This window comes from Candidatus Symbiopectobacterium sp. NZEC127, from assembly GCF_025962675.1.
GTDB lineage: Bacteria > Pseudomonadota > Gammaproteobacteria > Enterobacterales > Enterobacteriaceae > Symbiopectobacterium.
In genome coordinates, this window is the sequence record NZ_JAGFPG010000002.1 from 266,484 (window position 1) to 286,829 (window position 20,346).

The 20,346-nt window shown below is 53.7% G+C and carries 20 protein-coding genes and 1 tRNA gene; 9 read left to right on the forward strand and 12 right to left on the reverse strand.

Annotation, left to right across the window (positions count from 1 at the left end):
* Positions 1–68 precede the first annotated feature (68 nt).
* Positions 69–419: a hypothetical protein gene (locus J5069_RS11280; RefSeq protein WP_264643985.1), complete on the reverse strand. Its 351-nt coding sequence runs from the start codon at positions 417–419 to the stop codon at positions 69–71.
* 185 nt (positions 420–604) lie between these two features.
* Between J5069_RS11280 and J5069_RS11285 the strand changes: the two genes are divergently transcribed.
* Positions 605–799, forward strand: a complete 195-nt coding sequence (locus J5069_RS11285) for a YlcI/YnfO family protein (RefSeq protein ID WP_264628108.1) — start codon at positions 605–607, stop codon at positions 797–799.
* A gap of 158 nt (positions 800–957) precedes the next feature.
* Here J5069_RS11285 and J5069_RS11290 read toward each other — a convergent pair whose 3' ends face one another.
* The 7 genes from J5069_RS11290 to aspA form a co-directional block, all read right to left on the reverse strand.
* Entirely contained in the window at positions 958–2,220 is a 1,263-nt protein-coding gene (locus J5069_RS11290) for a tyrosine-type recombinase/integrase (protein WP_264643986.1), read from the reverse strand.
* A 171-nt stretch (positions 2,221–2,391) separates the two neighbouring features.
* Positions 2,392–2,467, reverse strand: a tRNA-Phe gene (locus J5069_RS11295).
* A gap of 130 nt (positions 2,468–2,597) precedes the next feature.
* Complete coding sequence (locus J5069_RS11300) at positions 2,598–3,179, reverse strand: transcriptional regulator (RefSeq protein ID WP_264643987.1); 582 nt, start codon at positions 3,177–3,179, stop codon at positions 2,598–2,600.
* 45 nt (positions 3,180–3,224) lie between these two features.
* The gene (locus J5069_RS11305; RefSeq protein WP_264643988.1) at positions 3,225–4,952 is read right to left on the reverse strand and encodes a protein-disulfide reductase DsbD; all 1,728 of its coding nucleotides are present in this window, start codon (positions 4,950–4,952) and stop codon (positions 3,225–3,227) included.
* Entirely contained in the window at positions 4,928–5,260 is a 333-nt protein-coding gene (gene cutA / locus J5069_RS11310; RefSeq protein WP_264643989.1) for a divalent cation tolerance protein CutA, read from the reverse strand. The genes J5069_RS11305 and cutA overlap by 25 nt, the downstream gene beginning before the upstream one ends.
* 108 nt (positions 5,261–5,368) lie before the next feature.
* A complete protein-coding gene (locus J5069_RS11315) occupies positions 5,369–6,670 on the reverse strand; it encodes an anaerobic C4-dicarboxylate transporter (RefSeq protein WP_264643990.1) in 1,302 nt (433 codons plus the stop codon).
* Positions 6,671–6,821: 151 nt separating this feature from the next.
* Positions 6,822–8,261, reverse strand: coding sequence for an aspartate ammonia-lyase (gene aspA, locus J5069_RS11320; RefSeq protein ID WP_264643991.1), 1,440 nt, complete (start codon positions 8,259–8,261; stop codon positions 6,822–6,824).
* Positions 8,262–8,760: 499 nt separating this feature from the next.
* Here aspA and J5069_RS11325 point away from each other — a divergent pair, with 499 nt between their 5' ends.
* The 5 genes from J5069_RS11325 (at position 8,761) to ubiA (ending at position 13,117) form a co-directional block, all read left to right on the forward strand.
* Positions 8,761–9,231 carry an FxsA family protein gene (locus tag J5069_RS11325; RefSeq protein ID WP_264643992.1) on the forward strand — a complete coding sequence of 157 codons (471 nt, stop codon included), beginning with the start codon at positions 8,761–8,763 and terminating at the stop codon, positions 9,229–9,231.
* Positions 9,232–9,439: 208 nt separating this feature from the next.
* A complete protein-coding gene (locus J5069_RS11330; RefSeq protein WP_195312573.1) occupies positions 9,440–9,733 on the forward strand; it encodes a co-chaperone GroES in 294 nt (97 codons plus the stop codon).
* A 35-nt stretch (positions 9,734–9,768) separates the two neighbouring features.
* A complete protein-coding gene (gene groL / locus J5069_RS11335; protein ID WP_264643993.1) occupies positions 9,769–11,424 on the forward strand; it encodes a chaperonin GroEL in 1,656 nt (551 codons plus the stop codon).
* A gap of 268 nt (positions 11,425–11,692) precedes the next feature.
* On the forward strand, positions 11,693–12,241 hold the full coding sequence (gene ubiC, locus J5069_RS11340) for a chorismate lyase (protein WP_264643994.1): 549 nt from the start codon (positions 11,693–11,695) through the stop codon (positions 12,239–12,241).
* 6 nt (positions 12,242–12,247) lie between these two features.
* Positions 12,248–13,117 carry a 4-hydroxybenzoate octaprenyltransferase gene (ubiA, locus tag J5069_RS11345; protein WP_413542225.1) on the forward strand — a complete coding sequence of 290 codons (870 nt, stop codon included), beginning with the start codon at positions 12,248–12,250 and terminating at the stop codon, positions 13,115–13,117.
* Between the two features lie 70 nt (positions 13,118–13,187).
* Here ubiA and plsB read toward each other — a convergent pair whose 3' ends face one another.
* Complete coding sequence (gene plsB / locus J5069_RS11350; RefSeq protein ID WP_264643995.1) at positions 13,188–15,653, reverse strand: glycerol-3-phosphate 1-O-acyltransferase PlsB; 2,466 nt, start codon at positions 15,651–15,653, stop codon at positions 13,188–13,190.
* Between the two features lie 128 nt (positions 15,654–15,781).
* On the opposite strand from plsB, the gene J5069_RS11355 reads away from it, so the two are divergent.
* Together J5069_RS11355 and lexA are read left to right on the forward strand one after the other, a co-directional pair.
* On the forward strand, positions 15,782–16,150 hold the full coding sequence (locus J5069_RS11355; protein ID WP_264643996.1) for a diacylglycerol kinase: 369 nt from the start codon (positions 15,782–15,784) through the stop codon (positions 16,148–16,150).
* Between the two features lie 120 nt (positions 16,151–16,270).
* Entirely contained in the window at positions 16,271–16,882 is a 612-nt protein-coding gene (gene lexA, locus J5069_RS11360; RefSeq protein WP_264643997.1) for a transcriptional repressor LexA, read from the forward strand.
* A gap of 66 nt (positions 16,883–16,948) precedes the next feature.
* Here lexA and zur read toward each other — a convergent pair whose 3' ends face one another.
* Both zur and J5069_RS11370 read right to left on the reverse strand, forming a co-directional pair.
* Positions 16,949–17,470 (reverse strand): zinc uptake transcriptional repressor Zur, encoded by a 522-nt coding sequence (gene zur / locus J5069_RS11365; RefSeq protein WP_264643998.1) that lies wholly within the window; start codon positions 17,468–17,470, stop codon positions 16,949–16,951.
* A 99-nt stretch (positions 17,471–17,569) separates the two neighbouring features.
* On the reverse strand, positions 17,570–18,271 hold the full coding sequence (locus tag J5069_RS11370; protein WP_264643999.1) for a pirin family protein: 702 nt from the start codon (positions 18,269–18,271) through the stop codon (positions 17,570–17,572).
* A 108-nt stretch (positions 18,272–18,379) separates the two neighbouring features.
* Between J5069_RS11370 and J5069_RS11375 the strand changes: the two genes are divergently transcribed.
* Positions 18,380–19,276 carry a LysR family transcriptional regulator gene (locus J5069_RS11375; RefSeq protein WP_264644000.1) on the forward strand — a complete coding sequence of 299 codons (897 nt, stop codon included), beginning with the start codon at positions 18,380–18,382 and terminating at the stop codon, positions 19,274–19,276.
* A gap of 28 nt (positions 19,277–19,304) precedes the next feature.
* On the opposite strand, the gene J5069_RS11380 is transcribed toward J5069_RS11375, so the two are convergent.
* Positions 19,305–20,300, reverse strand: coding sequence for a glutathione S-transferase family protein (locus J5069_RS11380; protein ID WP_264644001.1), 996 nt, complete (start codon positions 20,298–20,300; stop codon positions 19,305–19,307).
* Positions 20,301–20,346 lie beyond the last annotated feature (46 nt).

The window sequence follows — 20,346 nt, forward strand, 5'->3', positions numbered from 1 at the left end:
CAGTTCCACCAACAAAAAAGCTCTGCCCGTCACTACTGGCGGCAGAGCTTTGATCGGGAGTGCTACGTTCAGCACGTTTTCTTGCTGGTCAGTGCTTGCGCGCATTCTTGCATATCGGTGAGGGCAGGGATAAGCAAACAGATAGCGGTCAGCCCATGCCCTAATTGGCATAAACTCTCAGGAGTGGATTCGTACACCTCATTTTCGGCAAAGGTGATCAGTGCGTCACCGATAAAATTGAGGCAATGGCAAAGTCCGGCGCGGGTTTCAGCACAATAATAGGCGGCCAGCGACAATTCATCGTTGTCCATGATCGATAAGTCCAGATGAGCCAGTGCGGCGCTCATGGCAGAATACAGGCTATCGCACTCCGCCAGTGATTGATAAGGCGTGCGCGTGTTACTATCAGCATCAGCCATAGCATTAGTCTCCTTAATGTTGTGGTCAGAAGCCCGGTGAGTGTTGGCGCACTGCCGGGTTTCGTTTTTCACCATAAACTCTCTTTTGGTGCACATACACCATAGCGCTAGGTGCACATACACGTCAACGTGTTTGAAAAATATTTTCCCTTGTATAGTGTTCGTTCAGTGAAAAGGAAAACGGCATGCCTACAGGCTCAAAAAACAAGCGTTCGACAACAAAGGGAATACGTTTCCCGCACGAGCTTATCGAAGCAATCAATGCCAGCGTCGCGCTGGAAAAAGCGAATGACCCTGATGCGAATTTTTCAGCCTGGGTGCTGGATGCCTGCAACAAAAAATTGGCTGCTTCACGGCAGGGCAAGTCGACGAAATCATAGCGTTATGAGCAGTGACTGACAGAATGGGAAGGGCGGTAAAGGCGCTCTTGTAGTGAATCAGTGCTGCATGCATGATGCAACGAAATGGCTCCCGACAGGCTTTCTATGGAATAGAAAGCCTGTCGGGAGCCAGTGTGGGTAACGCGTTAGCGGCAAGATCAATGCTTCCCTGCGTTACTCCGCGCATAAACATAGGGCGCGACATAACCCTCTCGATTGACATCCAGATAATCTGACCACCACTGCATCATTTCGATTCTGGCTTCCAGATGCTCCGCCTTATGCACGTAAGCCGCCCGCACGCCGTTGCGCTCTTTGTGACTCATCTGTCGCTCGATGGCATCCTTTGACCAGCGTCCAGACTCATTCAAGGCGCTACAGGCCATGGTCCTGAAACCATGGCCGCACACTTCGGTTTTGGTGTCATAGCCAATTACGCGCAGCGCCTTGTTGATGGTATTTTCACTCATCGGCTTGTTCAGCGTATGTGCGCCCGGAAATACAAAGACTGATTCGCCAGAAATTGCCCGAATCTGCTCCAGCAGGGCGACCGCCTGCTGCGACAGTGGCACCAGATGTTCATCCCTCATTTTTGCGCCACGCTCTGAGAACCTCACGCCGTTTACCGCTTCACGCTGGGGTGGCACGGTCCAGATATGCACTTTCAGGTTGAATTCATCCCAGCGGGCAAGACGTAGCTCACTGGCGCGCAGGAAAACATGGAGATTAAGTTCCAGCGCCAGTCGAGTTAGCATCCGACCTTGGTAGCTATCAATCTTCACCAGTAGTTCTGGCAGGCGCTTCAACGGCAGGGCTGGGTGATGTTGGGCCACAACCGGAGTCACAACGCCATCCAGATCGTAAGCTGGATTGTATTTGATCACGCCTTGCTGCACCGCATGACGCATGATTTTGGTCAGATGCTGGCGCACCCGACCCGCGACGTCATGCACGCCTTTATCGTTAATCGCTTTAACCAGTTGTGCCAGATGGCGGGTTTCAATCTGAGCGATATCCATCGCGCCAATCGCAGGGAAAACGTAGCGTCTCAGGCAGGTAAGGATTTTATCGGCGTGCGCGTCCGACCAGAGTTTAAGACTGCTGGTGTGCCAGCCAGTGGCGATATAGCGAAACGTTCTTGATTCATCCACTGCGGATTTTTCTGCCTTGCGAGACAGTGAAGGGCAGACACCGGATGCCAGCAACTTACGCGCCGCATCGCGCTTTTCTCGGGCTGCTGCCAATGAAATCAACGGGTAAGCGCCAAAGGCGAGGCGGTTCTCTTTACGCTCGAAGGTGTAGCGGAAATACCACCGCTTGGCACCATGAGTAGATATCGTTAGATAAAGCCCTAACGAATCGGTGAGCTTGTATGATTTTTCGAGGTTTTTGGCTGAGCGGATCTTGCTATCAGTTAACATGGGCGGGTCACTCCGTTCATCGAACTGAATGACCCGTAATTTGACCCACTTTTTTCCGGACACCTAGGGATAACTAAGAATGCATCGGGAAAGATTTTTATGCCACTCTGCTTACATTACAAACACATAGGGATTTATAGGAACGTATAGGGAGGCATAAAAAAGGAGAAGTGGTGCCCGGACTCGGAATCGAACCAAGGACACGGGGATTTTCAATCCCCTGCTCTACCGACTGAGCTATCCGGGCAACGGGGCGCATTAAACCGTATTGGCCGCTTGCCGTCAACGGGTTTGTGCAGGAAAAGCATCAAAACCACGTTGATTGCCGACTTTTCAGTCAGGATGACGCATTTCTCAGCGTCGCGCCCCAGGTTCTGTCAGGTTAGCGCACCGTTTTTGCGGCATAACGCGAACCGCAGTACATCCTCCGCCAGACGGCGTGCCGTGGCGATGTCATCCGCGTGGTGTTTTACCATCAACCGACTCAGGCAACCTTCGAGAATCAATTCCATCTGCTGTGCGACCATTTCAGGATCGTCCGTTTCCAACTGCGCCAGAAGTTCGCGCGTGTAGTGGAGCGATGCCTGTTTTTGACGCTCTGCAATCTGATGGATGGGATGATGGATATCAGGATAAAAACTGCACGCCGCAATAAACAAACAGCCGGGATAGCGCTGGTTCTGTAACGCCTCATGCAACACCTGATAGCGCGCCAGCAGTTTTTCCTCAACCGAGAGCGCGTCATCCAGCAACAGCTGACGTCGCCAGGTATCCACCTGCTGGCTGTGGTGCCGCAGACAATCATAGAGGAGTGCTTCACGATCCGGCCAGAAGGCGGTCATGGCCTCAGCGGTGATGCAGTGTTTCTCCGCCAGAGTGTCTAACGTTAAGGCGGCAACGCCCTGCTGTTCCAGTAAGATCAGCGCGCTCTCAAGTACCTCGTCCCGCTGTAGTTGCATGATATCCCCCTTGATTCAGACTGGGGCCGCCACCGTTTCAGCAGCTTATTGCCCCAGTTTTTGCAAATGTGCCCGGAACGCCTCGGCATTCATAAAACCCGTAATGCGTGAGTCGGGAATCTCTCGGCCATTACTGTCAAAAAAGAGTATGGTCGGTAACCCCATAACCTGAAATTTTTTCAGCAAGGCATTTTGCTGCGCGTTGTTGGCGGTGACATCCGCCTGAAGGAGTTGAAACCCGGCCAGCGCCTGTTTAACGGCCGCATCGCTGAAGGTGTATTTCTCAAACTCTTTGCAGGCTACACACCAGTCGGCATATAAATCCAGCATGGCAGGGCGCTGGCTGCTGGTGAGGGATTGGTTCAACCCCTCCAGATGATGAACCTGTGTAAACGGCAGAGTCGATGTGTGAGCGGTGCTGGCTTGGCTTGATGAAGGCATTAACCATTCTTGCAATGGACGAGCGGCGGTCACGGCACCAATCAAAAGCAGCAGTTGTATCAAACGCATCCCGCGCCAATGGCTGCGCAAGCCCAGAATGATCAGCCAACTCAGGAAGGAAATTATCAGCAGGCTCCACAGGCGAGCTCCCCAGATATCGCCTACAACGCGTTCCAGCAGAAAAACCGGTAAGGCCAGAATGACAAACCCAAAAGCAGTTTTGATGTGCTGCATCCAAGGACCGCTACGGGGTAAAAAGCGGTTGCCGAACAGCGTCACCGCGATAAGCGGCAAGCCCATACCGAGCGCATAGAGATAAAGGATGCCGCCACCGGCGACGCTATTACCGCTTTGCGCAATGTAGAGCAGGATGGCGCTGAGTGGGGCTGTGGTGCAGGGCGAGCAGATCAGTCCTGCCAGTGCCCCCATGCAAAAGACCCCACCCAGAGAGCCGCTTTGTTGTCGATTGCTCCACAGCGCCAGACGGGTTTGCAGGGCGGAGGGCATTTGTAGGTTATAGAGGCCAAACATCGACAGCGCGAGGGCGATAAACAACAGTGACAAGCCGATCAACACGGCTGGGTGCTGTAGCGCCGCCTGAAAGCGTAGCCCTGCCGCCGCGATGATAACGCCGAGCAGCGTGTAGGTCAGCGCCATGCCTTGCACATAGGTGAATGCTAGCAGCAGGGTGCGACGCGTGGATAATTGCTGTTTCCTGCCAAGAATCAGCCCGGAAATCAGTGGGTACATCGGGAGCACGCAGGGGGTGAAGGCAACACCAATACCGATTAACAGCGCCCAAAGCGGAGAAAACGGCAGTTGTGCGGGTGCAACCGGTGTTGTGGCAGTTGGAGCCCTATCGCTGGGCGTTGGCTGATGGCCTGCGGTCACTGCGCTTAACGGAATTTCCCGCGTTTCAGGCGGGTAGCAAAAACCTGCATCGGCACAGCCTTGATAGGTCACTCGCACCGTTGCACCCGCGGTGCTCTGCGTAATAGGGACGGTCACCGTGAGGCTATCGCGAAAAATTGCCACTTCGCCGAAAAAGTCGTCCTTGTGCGGCAGACCGGCGGGTAAGGACATGTCGCCTAATACGGCTTGTCCAGGAGCCAGGCTGATTTTATCGCGATAGAGATAATAGCCCGGATGGATTTGCCAGCGCAGCGTCAGCGTCTCTTGCTGTTGCTGAAAATCGAAAGCAAAGGCGCGATCTACCGTTAGAAAGCGGCTGTTTTGCACCGGAGATGACGGCGCAAACAGGGATGCGCCTGCCAGTTGAGGGCAGATCAGCGTGCTTAACAGCAGGATCAGCGTAAGGATGCGGTTAGCCATGTCAGGTAATCTTTGTCGCCATCCGTGATCGGAACCACCAACAGTTCCGGCGTTTGATAAGGGTGTTGTTGTTTCAGGCGTTGCAGCAGCGCAGGTTGGTGCAAGGTATCGCTCTTGATCACCAGTTGCACTTCCTTTTGCTGCTCCAGCTTACCTTCCCAGACATAGAAAGAGTGCGCGCCAGGCAGTACTGTGACACAGGCTGCCAGCCCGGCATTGAGCACATCGGTCGCCAACTGTTGTGCAATGGGTTCGTCCGGTGCGGTACACAGGACAACGATGGCGCTACTGCTCGCAGGATTTTCCATGGTCACCCCAGTGAAAGAGGAACTGGGGGTACTATACCCTGCTTTGGGGGCCAAGGGGAATGGATGCCGGGCGGCGAAGCACCGCCCGGGGTGAATACCGGAGGGTCGTTACAGCACCAGATTCCCCAGAACAAAGCCAAAGATGACGGATAGCGTAATCGCCAGAACGCCAGGCACCAGGAACGCGTGGTTAAAGACATACTTGCCGATACGGGTTGAACCGGTGTCATCCATTTCTACGGCGGCGAGCAGCGTAGGATAGGTGGGTAACACGAACAGTGCTGACACCGCGGCAAAGGAGGCGACGGCAGTGACTGGCGTCACGCCCAGCAGTAATGCCGCGGGCATCAGCGCCTTCGCTGTCGCCGCCTGTGAGTAGAGCAGGGTAGAGGCAAAAAACAGTATTACCGCCAGCATCCACGGGTAATTCTGCAACAATGCCCCTGCGGTGCCCTGAATTTCACCGATGTGCGCTTTTACGAAGGTATCGCCTAACCAGGCCACGCCCATCACGCAAATGCAGGCGCTCATGCCGGATTTGAAGGTGCTGGCAGAGAGGATTTTGGCGGTATCCAGCTTACAGGTGATGCAGATCAGGGTGGCGACCGTCAGCATAAAGACCACGATGGCTTCGTTACGCGGCAGTATGGGTTTGGCAATCAGCCCGACGGTGTCGCTGATGGCGGTGGCGTAAAGCATCACAGCGACAATCCCCACTAAAAACAGCAGCACAGAACGCTTGGCCCCCGTTTTTATCTCCAGCTTGCTGACGCCGCGCAGCACGGTTTCACCCTTTGCCAACCGCGCCTGATAAATCTCGTCGTCTTTCAGCTCCTTGCCCAAAAAGTTGGTCACTACGGCGGTAAGTAACACCGCGCATAAGGTGGTGGGAATACAGATGCCGAGCAGCAGCAGATAGCTGACACCTTTCGGTTCAAGAATGCTGGCAACGAAAACCACGGCGGCGGAAATCGGTGAAGCGGTGATGGCGATTTGCGAGGCCACAACGGCAATCGATAACGGGCGGGAGGGGCGGATCCCTTGTTCTTTAGCCACTTCGGCAATCACCGGCAGGGTTGAGAACGCCGTGTGCCCTGTCCCCGCCAACAGCGTCATAAAATAGGTGACGACAGGGGCCAAAAAGGTGACGTATTTGGGCTGACGCCGTAGCAATTTTTCCGCCAGGCTCACCAGATAATCCATTCCTCCGGCGACCTGCATGGCCGCGATGGCGGCGATGACCGCCATGATGATTTGAATCACGTCGAAGGGAATGGCACCGGGTTTGATTTGAAACACCAGTGTCAGAACCAGAACGCCGAGACCGCCAGCAAAACCGATACCGATCCCACCGAGCCGTGCGCCGAGGTAAATAGCCAACAGAACGATAACCAACTCAAAGGCAAACATACCAATGCTCCTTTTTTAGATAAGAAATTCTTATGGTTATGGGCAAACCTGAGGCCATAAAAAAGGCACGCCCGCAAAATGCCGACGTGCCTGTCAGGAGTAACGCGAGCGCGCCGGATGGCGGGGCGCGCTGTGCTAACCGATTGGACGCTTAAGACGCGTCGTTGTCATCCGTGTAACGTTTGGCCTTATAGGCCGGGTGCATCAGGTTTTGTACCGAGAAAATGTCATCCAGTTCACTTTCGGTCAGCAGACCGCGCTCCAGCACCACTTCACGCACGCTCTTACCGGTTTCGGCGCAAATCTTGCCGACAATGTCGCCATTGTGGTGGCCAATAAACGGGTTGAGGTAGGTGACAATGCCGATGGAGTTGAACACGTAGGCTTCACACACCGCTTTGTTGGCTGTAATGCCGTTAACGCATTTTTCCAGCAGGTTGTGACAGGCGTTGGTGAGAATATGGATAGATTCAAACATCGCCTGGCCGATCACCGGCTCCATCACGTTGAGCTGCAACTGACCCGCTTCAGAGGCCATGGTGACGCAGGTGTCGTTGCCGATCACCTTGAAGCACACCTGATTGACCACTTCCGGCACCACCGGATTGACCTTGGCGGGCATGATGGAAGAGCCTGCCTGCAATTCCGGCAGGTTGATTTCATTGAGGCCAGCGCGCGGGCCGGAAGAAAGCAGCCTAAGGTCGTTACAGATCTTCGACATCTTCACCGCCAGACGTTTCAGCGCACCGTGCACCATCACGTAAGCGCCGCAGTCGGAGGTGGCTTCGATCAAATCCTCAGCCGGTACGCACGCCAGGCCGCTCACTTCTGCCAGACGCTGCACGGCTAACTGTTGGTAACCGTCCGGTGTGTTCAACCGCGTGCCGATAGCGGTTGCGCCCAGATTCACTTCCAGCAGCAACTCGCCGGTGCGCAGCAGGTTTTTGTTCTCTTCGTAAAGCAGCACAGAGAATGCGTGGAATTCCTGACCCAGCGTCATCGGCACCGCATCCTGCAACTGGGTACGCCCCATCTTCAGGATGGTTTCAAATTCTTTGGCCTTGCGCTCGAAGCCGTCAGCCAACTGGGTGATGGCGTCTATCAGCGTCAGGATGGCGCTGTACACCGCAATACGAAAGCCGGTGGGATAGGCGTCGTTGGTGGACTGGCACTTGTTCAGATGATCGTTAGGGTTGAGATACTGATATTCACCTTTGTTATGGCCCATCAGCTCCAGACCAATGTTCGCCAGCACTTCGTTGGTGTTCATGTTCACCGAGGTGCCCGCTCCCCCCTGATACACATCAACCGGGAACTGATCCATGCATTTGCCGTTGTTCAGCACTTCATCGCAGGCACGGATAATGGTATCGGCAATCGCGCGGGGAATGGTTTTCAACTCGCGGTTTGCCAAGGCAGCGGCCTTTTTAACCATCACCATGCCACGCACGAATTCGGGAATATCACTGATTTTGTGGTTGCTGATGTAAAAATTTTCAATTGCCCGCAGGGTATGAATGCCATAGTAGGCATCGGCGGGAACTTCACGGTTACCTAACAGGTCTTCTTCAATACGGATGTTGTCTGACATGAGAGCCTTCTCTTGAATCCTGCAACTTGATGAGAACGCGTTTTGCTAACCACCTTGGTGTTAACAAAAAAGCGTGTTAACCAATAATCGTGCCAATAAACGCGAGTTATTATCACGAGGGTGTTACCACAAAATGTATCACCACAGGCAACAGTCGCAGAACGATTGACCATAACTGCCTCCGCTGGGGTGATGATATATTGTATAGAATCCCAAAAGCGTAGTTTCGATCACTCAATGAAGATGTGTAATTAATAAAGTAAATAAATTGTGATAGTGGTCACTGGTGATTATTGCGCAACGAAATTTTCCATCTACAGGTTGAAAATCCTCGCTTGCGCTACCACTTCATTAAATTATAAGGGTTGATGTTGGATCTCTGGTGATAGGTCTTCATGATGGCCGGATGCATAACAGATGACGGCAGCCTATGACTCAGGCGGATATCGATCGTTTTGTTCGTTTTATAACAAACAGTTAAATAAATCAGGAGAATCCAGTGCGCTGGTTACCGCTATTCCTACTCTTTCTTTTTGCCTACATCGAAATTTCGCTGTTCATCCGCGTTGCGGAAGTGCTGGGCGTCGCGGTGACGTTGCTGCTGGTGGTGTTTACCTCCTGTATTGGCGTTTCTCTGGTGCGCAATCAAGGGGTGAAAACGTTTATTCAAATGCAGCAGAAAATCGCGGCGGGAGAGAGCCCTGCGGCGGAAATGGTCAAAAGCGTATCGCTGGTATTGGCGGGCTTTTTGCTGCTGCTGCCCGGTTTTTTCACTGACTTCCTGGGATTGCTGCTGCTGTTGCCCCCGTTGCAAAAGCGGTTGACGGTTAAACTGATGCCTCATCTGCACATTTGGCGTGGCGCTGGCACCGCATCGTCCGGCAGCAACGGCAACACCTTTGACGGTGAGTACTATCGCAAAGATGATGACCGTAAAAACCTCGAGCATAGAGACGATCAAGACAAATGATGCTGATTAAGAAAAAGATATTAAACATCTGTTTTATATCTAATTTTTATTCTTCATTATCAGAATTTCATCGTTATCGCAAAAAAAAACCTTTTTCTCCCTTGAAGGGAAGCGAATCGTCCCCACTTAGAAACTCACAAGGCGGGTATCAAAATGTACCCGGCGTTAATCCCAAACTGATATGGACTTTCTCAAAGGAGAGCTATCAATGAAAATTCGTCCATTGCATGACCGCGTGATCGTCAAGCGTAAAGAAGTCGAGTCCAAATCTGCTGGCGGTATTGTTCTGACCGGTTCTGCTGCGGCTAAATCTACCCGTGGTGAAGTACTGGCTGTGGGCCATGGCCGCATTCTGGAAAACGGCGACGTAAAACCGCTGGATGTGAAAGTTGGCGATATCGTCATTTTTAATGATGGCTATGGCGTGAAAGCCGAGAAGATCGACAACGAAGAAGTCCTGATCATGTCTGAAAGCGACATCCTGGCGATTGTTGAAGCGTAATCATCTGAATCGAACGAATTTAAGGGAAATAAACCATGGCAGCTAAAGACGTAAAATTCGGCAATGACGCGCGCGTAAAAATGCTGCGCGGCGTGAACGTTCTTGCGAACGCAGTAAAAGTGACTTTAGGCCCGAAAGGTCGCAACGTCGTTCTGGATAAATCTTTTGGTTCTCCGGTTATTACCAAAGACGGCGTGTCCGTAGCGCGTGAAATCGAGCTGGAAGACAAGTTCGAAAACATGGGCGCACAGATGGTGAAAGAAGTGGCCTCCAAAGCGAACGACGCAGCGGGCGACGGCACCACCACGGCAACCGTACTGGCACAGTCTATCGTGAACGAAGGTCTGAAGGCCGTTGCCGCAGGCATGAACCCGATGGATCTGAAACGCGGTATCGATAAAGCGGTTATCGCTGCGGTTGAAGAACTGAAAAAACTGTCCGTACCTTGCGCTGACACCAAAGCCATTGCTCAGGTCGGTACCATCTCTGCCAACTCTGATGACACAGTGGGTAAACTGATCGCTGAAGCCATGGAGAAAGTGGGCAAAGAAGGCGTTATCACCGTCGAAGAAGGCTCCGGCTTACAAGATGAACTGGCCGTTGTGGAAGGGATGCAGTTCGATCGCGGTTATCTCTCCCCGTATTTCATCAACAAACCGGAAACCGGTTCCGTTGAGCTGGAAAGCCCGTTCATCCTGCTGGCTGACAAAAAGATCTCCAACATCCGTGAAATGCTGCCGGTACTGGAAGCCGTTGCCAAAGCAGGCAAACCGCTGCTGATCATCGCAGAAGATGTTGAAGGTGAAGCGCTGGCTACGCTGGTGGTGAACACCATGCGCGGTATCGTTAAAGTGGCTGCCGTGAAGGCACCTGGCTTCGGCGATCGTCGTAAAGCCATGCTGCAAGACATCGCAACCCTGACTGCCGGTACCGTTATCTCTGAAGAGATCGGTCTGGAACTGGAAAAAGCCACCCTGGAAGATCTGGGTCAGGCAAAACGCGTTGTGATCAACAAAGACACCACCATCATCATCGACGGTGTGGGTGATGAAGTGGTTATCCAGGGTCGTGTTGGTCAGATTCGTCAGCAGATTGAAGATGCGACTTCCGATTACGATCGCGAAAAACTGCAAGAGCGCGTTGCCAAACTGGCGGGCGGCGTTGCCGTTATCAAAGTCGGCGCGGCTACTGAAGTCGAAATGAAAGAGAAGAAAGCACGCGTTGAAGATGCGCTGCACGCGACCCGTGCTGCCGTTGAAGAAGGCGTGGTTGCCGGTGGTGGTGTAGCGCTGATTCGCGTAGCCAATGCCATTCGCAATCTGCAAGCTGAAAACGAAGATCAGAACGTGGGTATTCGTGTTGCGCTGCGCGCGATGGAAGCACCGCTGCGTCAAATCGTGGAAAATGCCGGTGAAGAACCTTCCGTTGTGGCTAACAACGTGAAAGCAGGCGAAGGTAACTACGGTTACAACGCCGCAACCGAAGCTTACGGTAACATGATCGACATGGGTATTCTGGATCCGACCAAAGTAACCCGTTCTGCACTGCAATATGCCGCATCCATTGCTGGCCTGATGATCACCACCGAATGTATGATTACCGACCTGCCGAAAGAAGATAAAGGCGATTTAGGTGCTGCTGGTGGTATGGGTGGCATGGGCGGTATGGGTGGTATGGGCGGTATGATGTAATCAACGTCGGGCACTGGCGCGTTGCGCTGAGGCCCGGGTGAATACATCAACACGCTTTTACGCTCAACGTAAACACTATCTGGTATAGCGCCAGATAGTGTTTTTTTATGCGCCATTTTTGTCTTTTTTCTGAGCAAACGGCGATCAAATCTTGCCAGCGCGCTGTCAAAGATTAAAAAAATGTTATCATATTGCGCACCCAACGGTGGCGGGGTGTGCTGAGGCGTGATGTTTTGTGCGTTACAACAGCCACCATTGGAGTAGGGATATGTCCGATGCAGCGCTAACACTGCTGCGCACCATAGAATGGTTGCACGCGACCGATTGGTTAAAAGAAACGCCGATGGCGTTACCATCCCCCGTCGATACCTGGCTGACAGAGACCGGTTCGATGACGCAGCGGCTGGAACGACATTGCACACAGTTGACGGTGGTGCCGTACTATAATGGTTACATTGCGGCTGAGATGCTGGGTGATGAACAGCACGAGTTGCCTGACTGCGCGCGTTATTGGCTGCGAGAGGTGATAATCTACGGCGATGGACAGCCCTGGGTGGCCGCCAGAACGCTGATTCCGCCCTCAGCCCTTGACACCTCGGTGTCCGCGTTGACTACGCTTGGTAATACACCGCTCGGGCGCTATCTGTTCAAACAGAACTCCCTGCAACGCGATTACATACACATTGGACGCTGTGAAAACCTGTGGGCTCGGCGATCCCGTTTGCGTTTGTTTAATCAGCCGATACTGCTGACAGAATTGTTTTTGCCCTCGTCGCCTGCGTATCATTTTCAAGGCGTTGACCAGGGTAACCGTTAAGGAGAAATGACGTTGGAACGAAGTATGACAGCGGGAAAATGGGGCGCTTACTGTCGGTTAATGCGAATTGATAGGCCGATCGGTTCCCTGCTGTTGCTCTGGCCAACCCTCTGGGCATTATGGCTGGCGGGTGGCGGTGTGCCGAGACCGTGGACGCTGTTGGTGTTTGTCGCGGGGGTGTTTCTGATGCGCGCGGCAGGCTGTGTGATCAATGATTACGCCGACCGCCATTTTGATGGGCATGTCAAACGCACCGCGTCTCGCCCTTTACCCAGCGGCCTGGTGAGCGAGCAATCGGCAAAAGTGCTGTTTGTCGTTTTGGTGCTACTGGCGTTTGCGCTAGTGCTGACGTTGAATCGCATGACCATTTGGCTCTCCGTGGCGGCGTTGGCGTTGGCATGGATATACCCCTTCATGAAACGCGTCAGCCATCTGCCGCAGTTTGTGTTGGGCGCAGCCTTCGGCTGGTCGATCCCCATGGCGTATGCCGCAGTCAGCGAATCGCTGCCCGCCAGCGCCTGGATCATGTTTTTAGCCTACATCTGCTGGACTGTCGCCTATGACACGCAATATGCCATGGTCGATCGCGATGATGATCTCAAGATTGGCATCAAATCCACCGCTATTCTGTTCGGGCGCTTTGATACCTTGATCATCGGCTTGTTGCAGGCGAGCATGCTGGCGTTGATGGTGGTGCTAGGCATGCAAATGAAGCTGGGCGCCGCATTTTTCCTGACGGTGCTGATGGCGGCTGGTCTGTTTGGTTATCAGCAATGGCTGACCGCCGGGCGTGAGCGCGATGCCTGTTTCCGTGCGTTCCTCAACAATAACTATGTGGGCATGGTGTTGTTTGCGGGAATTGTGCTGGGGCTGTGATGGTCCCCGGCATCACACAGGGCGTGTGATGCCGGAGTAAAGCGGTAACGGATGGTGCTTTAACGCAACACTACGCTTGCGCTACTTCCTGCTTTTCGTCTTCCGGTTCTGCGCTGGCCGGTGTACTGGCACTTTCAATCGTCAACCTGACTTCCGGTGTGATTAAATCGCTCAGAATACGATAGAGCTCCAGCGTACTGCGCGTATCCACGCTGCTGCTGTCGCTGATGTAGCCTTCCTGACGCAGCGTGGCTACCAGCGTTGAGAACACGGCCTTATCAAAGAACTCAGGCGCGTTAATGCCATGCAGCACCGACAGACGCTGGGCCATATTGCGGCTTTCTTTTTCCAAGGTACCGCGGTTCATTTCCGGGTTAGCGCCGAGTAATGACAGCGTAATCGCGTAGCGTTGCAGGGTTTCCCGCACACCGGCAGCCAGCAGTTGGAGCGTGCGAATTCGCAGCGGATTTAGCACCAGCGCATCTTGTTTGATGACAATCAGTTCCTGACGCACCAACTCCGTGGTTAACGTTTCAATGACCGCAGGCAGTGCCTCTTTACTGTAATGCAAGAACAGTTCGGCTTGAATTAATGGGTAAATCAACGACATCTGTCGTGTTAATTCATCCGGCGTGATCCTGCCACGGTGCATGATAATGCTGGCGATCATCGATGGCAGCACCAGCAAATGCTGGATGTTGTTGCGGTAATAGGTCATCAACACGGCCTGTTCGCGCGGCAGAATGATGATCTCGCCAATATTGTCTTGTTCAACTTCAAATTTGTTCATTGCCAGCGCGTGTTCCAGCAGTTCCGGCGCTGTCTTTTTCGGCGCAGTGACATCTTTGCTGTAAGGCACGTTGCGCAGCAATTGCAAATAGCAGTCCAGTTGCTCATGCATTTGTTCACGGGTCAGTGCGCGCTGACGTGATGCCAACAGTGCCGTGGAGCACAGGTTCATGGCGTTGGCGGCTGCAGCGTTGTTAATGCGCACCATGATGATATCGGCAATATTTTGCACGGTAGGCGTGAGCCAGGTAGGGCGCTGCGCTTCAATCGGATCGATCGCCTCGCGCCACTGCGGCACATGGTGATTGAGGTAAGGCGTCAGCGACAGTGGCTCGCCAAAATTCACATAGCCTTGCCCCAGATTGCGCAGTTTGCGTAATCCGCGCACCATCTGCATCAGGCCTTCTTTCTCTTTAGTAGCACCGCGCAACTCTTTGGCATAGGTGCCCACTTCCATCACATGCTCATAACCCACATAAATCGGCACCAGCGTGATGGGGCGCGTACCACCGCGCAGCATCGCCTGAAGGGTCATGGCCAACGTGCCGGTCTTGGGCTCCAGCAAACGGCCGGTGCGCGAACGCCCCCCTTCCATAAAGTACTCAACGGAGTAGCCGCGAGAGAACAGCTCACCGAGATATTCACGGAAAATGGTGGAGTAGAGCTTGTTGCCTTTGAAGGTCCGGCGAATAAAGAAAGCACCCAGACGGCGGAAAATCGGGCCTGCTGGCCAGAAATTCAGGTTGATACCTGCCGCGATATGGGGGGGAACCAGACCCTGGTGGTAAAGCACATAGGAGAGCAGCAGGTAGTCCATGTGACTACGGTGGCAAGGCACGTAGACCAGCTCATGGCCATCCTGCGCCAACTGGCGTACGCGCTCGGCATTGTGTACGTTGATGCCTTGATACAGGCGGTTCCAGGTCCAGCTCAGAATGCGATCTGACAGCCGCACGGCTTCATAAGAGAAGTCCGCTGCGATCTCTTCCATCAGGGCGATAGCATTTTGCTGCGCTTTCTCATGGGAGATTTTCTTGCTGCGCGCCTCATCTTCAACGGCTTTCTTGATGGCCTTCGAGTCCAGCAGCTTATGGAATAGCTCCTGACGTACCGGCAAACGCGGGCCAACGGCGGCCAGGCGTTGACGGGCAAAGTGCATGCGTGCGACACGCGCCAGTTTGTGCGCTATGGTTTTGTCAGTGCCGTGTTCGGTTGCCATGTGACGCAGCGACACGATGCTGGAGAAGCGTACAAAGCTGTCGCGTCCCAACCAGATAACAGCGAAAAATTTCTCAATCCCGTTGAGCAGACGCAGATGCGGCGTGGCACCGTGCTGTCCTTCACGGCCCGGAGAGCGGCCAAACATGACAGAAACGGGCACCATCTGCACATCGAGATAGGGATTGTTGCGGTGCAGATCCAGATAATCGTGGAACAGTTTGACGGATTCCTGCTTCGGCGTGTAATAGCGGAATACGCGTGGGCCATCGTTAATAAATACGTGGCTGGGCAGCGACACACCGTCAATTTCCGTGGGTTCCAGCGGATCCGGCAGTTCTAACGCTTGGCATTTTGCGCGCAGCGTCAGTAAATCCGCCTGTGAGTTATAAGGCAGCACATAAAGAATGGGGCGAGAAGGATCTAGCCCTAACTCCGCCACGGGATCGTTAGGAATTATCTTGCTTTTCACTAACAATTTGAGTGGGAAATTCAGTAATTTATAGTAAATTTTACGCCAGCCGGACATAACAACCAGAAGCCTCTTGAGTAGCAATGCGCCGCAAGGATACCAGAAAGTACAAGGGAGATCTGTGGTGTGAGACAACGGTGTTACGGGAAAATTGCAAAAAATCTCTGATAAACGGGTGAAAAAACATGAATAAGGCTACCGGGGTAACTCGGATTATCAAGGCAACCGGGTACTCCCTCAAAGGGCTGAAACAGGCATGGCAGCACGAAGCTGCATTTCGACAAGAACTGATGCTGCTGGTCGTAGCGGTGCTGGTCGCGTGTTGGCTGCCCGTAGCACTGCTGGAGCGGCTATTGCTGATTGGCGTGGTAGTGGTAGTGGTGCTGATGGAACTGGTCAACAGCGCCATTGAGGCGGTTGTCGATCGCGTGGGAACCGAGCATCACGAACTGTCCGGGCGCGCCAAGGATATCGGATCGGCGGCCGTGTTTGTGGCCTTGGTGTTTGCCGGCATTGTCTGGGTCAGCATTCTCTGGCCCCTCATCCTGGGGTGATTTCAGCATGATTTTGGGGCAACGCTCATAAAAACACGGGTATTTGCCTCTCTGTCATTCCCAAGCCGCGATGACCTGTATATACTCACAGATAAACTGTATAAACAACCAGGGGGCGGGATGAAAGCATTAACAACCAGACAGCAGCAGGTCTATGATCTGATTCGCGATCATATTGCGCAGTCCGGCATGCCGCCAACGCGTGCCGAAATCGCCCAGCGACTGGGTTTCCGCTCACCGAACGCAGCGGAAGAGCATCTGAAGGCGCTGGCGCGCAAAGGCGTGATTGAAATCGTCTCCGGCGCATCACGCGGGATCCGCCTGTTGATGGAAGAAGAAAATGTTGGACTGCCGCTGATTGGCCGTGTCGCCGCGGGTGAGCCGCTGCTGGCGCAAGAGCACATCGAGTGTCACTATCAGGTCGATCCGGCCATGTTCAAACCGCACGCCGACTTTTTGCTGCGCGTCAGCGGTATGTCTATGAAAGACATCGGTATATTAGACGGTGATTTGCTGGCCGTGCATAAAACCCAAGAGGTGCGTAACGGCCAGGTAGTGGTGGCGCGCATTGAAGATGAAGTGACGGTTAAGCGCTTGAAACGTCAAGGTAACACCGTACAACTTCTGGCGGAGAATGACGCATTTTCTCCCATCGTGGTTGATTTGCGTGAGCAGAGCTTCAGCATTGAAGGACTGGCCGTCGGTGTTATCCGCAACGGTGAGTGGAGCTAAACGCCGTTAGCCGACAGGGCGTTTCTTTCAGGGAAAGCCTTGTCGGTGATGTATCAGCCTTTCAGATCAACGTCCGGGTTTCGCACTCTTGATGGGCACCGTATGGTCATGGTGACAGTGCCCGTGTTCACGACAATCAGCCACTTCCTGACAGGCTTCGCACAGGCCGTGTGCCTCGACCACGCTGTGACGCAGCGTGAAATTGGCGCTTTGTGCCAACTGCTGAAGAATGGCTTCAATGCCTTCCGTCTGGCGTTCCGTAACTTGCCCGCAACGATCGCAAATAAACAGCGCTGAAGTATGGCTATGCTCTTCAATGTGGTGACACATGACATAGCTGTTGGTCGATTCCACACGATGGATAAACCCTTGCTCCAGCAGAAAATCCAGTGCGCGGTATACGGTAGGGGGTTTTGCTTGTGGTTCTGAGGCGCGCAGCAGATCCAACAGATCGTAAGCACTGATCGCGCCGTGTTGCTGTGCCATCAGCCGAAGCACTTCGAGTCGCTGTGGCGTAAGGCGTACATTGCGCTGCTGGCAAATGCTTTCCGCCTGGGCAAGGAGTTTGTCTTGGTCGCTTGAATCCATTGGCCTGATCCTACCGCATGATGATGAACACGTCCTCCATCTTACCATGTAAGGCGCGGGGTGCGCTGTGATAATCCATCAAAGCGCCGAGAAAGCGACTCAGGCAACCAAATCGATCAGCAGCGCGCGCAACGGGGCTTTGGCGCGGATAGTCAGCTGTTTTTCCTGCTGAATGAAGGCGCCGTCTCCACACTGTAATACCGTTGCGTTCTCTTGCGGCGTCATGGCTTCCATCGCACCGTGAATCACCTGAAAGTAGGCGCGGTTGCCGTTGAGCGTAAAGGTGTGCTGTTCACCCTCATCGAGTTGCAGATGATGTACCCAAACCTGCTGGCGAAGTTGCAGGCTGCCGTTTTCACCTTCCGGTGAGGCGAGCAGTTTGACCTTTGCATTGCACAGTGCAAGCCGTTGCAACGCGCTGTTTTCCCGTGACGGGCAGGCATTGAACCACAGTTGCAAACGCGTCAACGGCGTTTCATCGCTGATGCTGTGCTCGCTGTAGCTTACCGCTGGCTGTGCCGCCAATAACAAGACGTCACCCGCTTTTGCGCGGATATGCCCGCCGTTGCTGTCGCGATATTCCGCTTCACCTTGCAACAGAATATTTAAAATATCGACCTGCGGGTAGGTACGTGGCTGAAATGCCGCGCCTGGCTTGAGGACTTCCTGGTTCAACACGCGCAGTGAGGCAAAGCCTAACAGTTCAGGATCGAAATAATGGCCGAAGGAGAAGGTGTAGCGCGCTTGCAGCCAGCCGTAGTCAGCTTGACCGCACTGTTCCGCTGTTCTGCATGTGATCATGGTTCTGCACCTCAAAAATTATACTAAACAGATAGTAATTGTGTGGACGTTGGATTGTTAGCTAGTTAATCTGGTGGGTATATTCAAAATTCCTGAATGAGTGAATAAATGGCAAAAGATCGGGCATTAACGCTGGAAGCGCTGCGAGTGATGGACGCCATCGATCGCCGTGGCAGCTTTGCGGCGGCGGCTGATGAGCTGGGGCGCGTGCCGTCGGCGCTGAGCTATACCATGCAGAAGCTGGAAGAAGAGCTCGACGTCGTGCTTTTTGATCGCTCAGGTCACCGCACTAAATTTACCAACGTGGGCCGGATGTTGCTCGAACGGGGAAGAATCCTGCTCGAAGCGGCGGATAAACTCACCACCGATGCGGAAGCGCTGGCACGCGGCTGGGAAACCCATATCACCATTGTCGTTGAAGCGCTGATCCCTACCGAGAAGTTGTTTCCCCTGCTGGATAAGCTGGCGCTGAAGGCTAATACCCAAGTGTCATTGCTGACCGAGGTGCTGGCCGGTGCCTGGGAGCGTTTGGAGCAGGGGCGGGCCGATATCGTGATTGCCCCTGATATGCACTTTCGCGCCTCTTCCGAAGTGAATACGCGCAAGCTATACACCATGAACAACGTTTACGTTGCCAGCCCGGACCACCCTATTCATCAGGAGCCTGAGCCCCTGTCGGATGTGACTCGTATTAAATATCGCGGGATTGCAGTGGCGGATACCGCGCGTGAACGCCCGGTATTGACCGTGCAACTGTTGGATAAGCAGCAGCGTTTAACGGTGAGTTCTATTGATGATAAACGCCGCGCGCTGTTGGCGGGATTGGGCGTTGCCACCATGCCTTACCCGATGGTCGCCAGGGATATTGCCGAAGGGCGCTTGCGGGTTGTCAGCCCGGAATATTCCATGGAGAGCCAGATTATCATGGCCTGGCGTCGTGACAGCATGGGCGAGGCAAAATCCTGGTTCTTGCGCGAATTGCCCAAAGCGCTGAACCAGGCGTGATGTGCTGCTCGCGACGATCGTTTGCTGATTAAACCGTCCGCTCATTAAATCTGTCGCGCCCGTGCGGCGCGCTCAGGTCGTTTTCTGGCCCGATGGAAATAATGCCGTGCGGATTGATGGTACCGTGGCTGCGATAGTAGTGATGGCGGATATGTGGGATGTTCACGGTATCCGCAATGCCAGGAATTTGGTAAGTATCGCGCAGGAACCCAAACAGATTCGGGTAGTCTGCCAGCCGACGTTTGTCACACTTGAAATGAGTATGGTAGACCGGATCAAAGCGCAGTAACGTGGTCCACAGCCGAATATCGGCTTCAGTCAATGCGTTGCCTGTCAGGTAACGCTGTTGCGCCAGACGGACTTCCAACGAATCTAATGCCTCGAATACGCCATTGACCGCTTCATCATAGGCGCTTTGCGAGGTCGCAAATCCCGCTTTGTACACGCCGTTATTGATGGTGGGGTAAATCCATTCGTTTAACGCATCAATTTGCGTACGCAGCGCCTCCGGGTAGTAATCGCCGGGCGTTGCGCCAATGCCATCAAACGCCGAATTGAACATGCGGATAATATCAGCGGATTCGTTGCTGACGATGGTGTGGCTCGCTTTGTCCCACAGTACGGGAACGGTAACGCGTCCGCTGTAATCGGTATCGGCATGCAGGTAGAGCTGATAGAGAAATTCGTGCTGATAGAGTGAGTCGCCGGTGGTGTCAGGAAAATCGATGCCGAAAGTCCAGCCATGATCCAACATCAGCGGATGCACCACGGACACACCGATGTGTTCCTGCAACCCTTTAAGCTGACGCATCAGCAAGGTGCGGTGCGCCCAGGGGCAGGCGAGCGAAACATAGAGGTGGTAGCGGTTGGCTTGGGCCTCGAAGCCACCTTCGCCCGTAACGCCCGGCGCGCCATCCGGGGTTATCCAGTGGCGAAACTGCGCTGTGGTGCGTTTGAAGTGACCGCCTGTCTTGCTGGTGTCATACCAGGTATCGTGCCATACGCCATCGATCAGTTGTCCCATAGGTCCTCCATCATCAATGTAAAAACCAGGGCGCAGAGTACTGCGC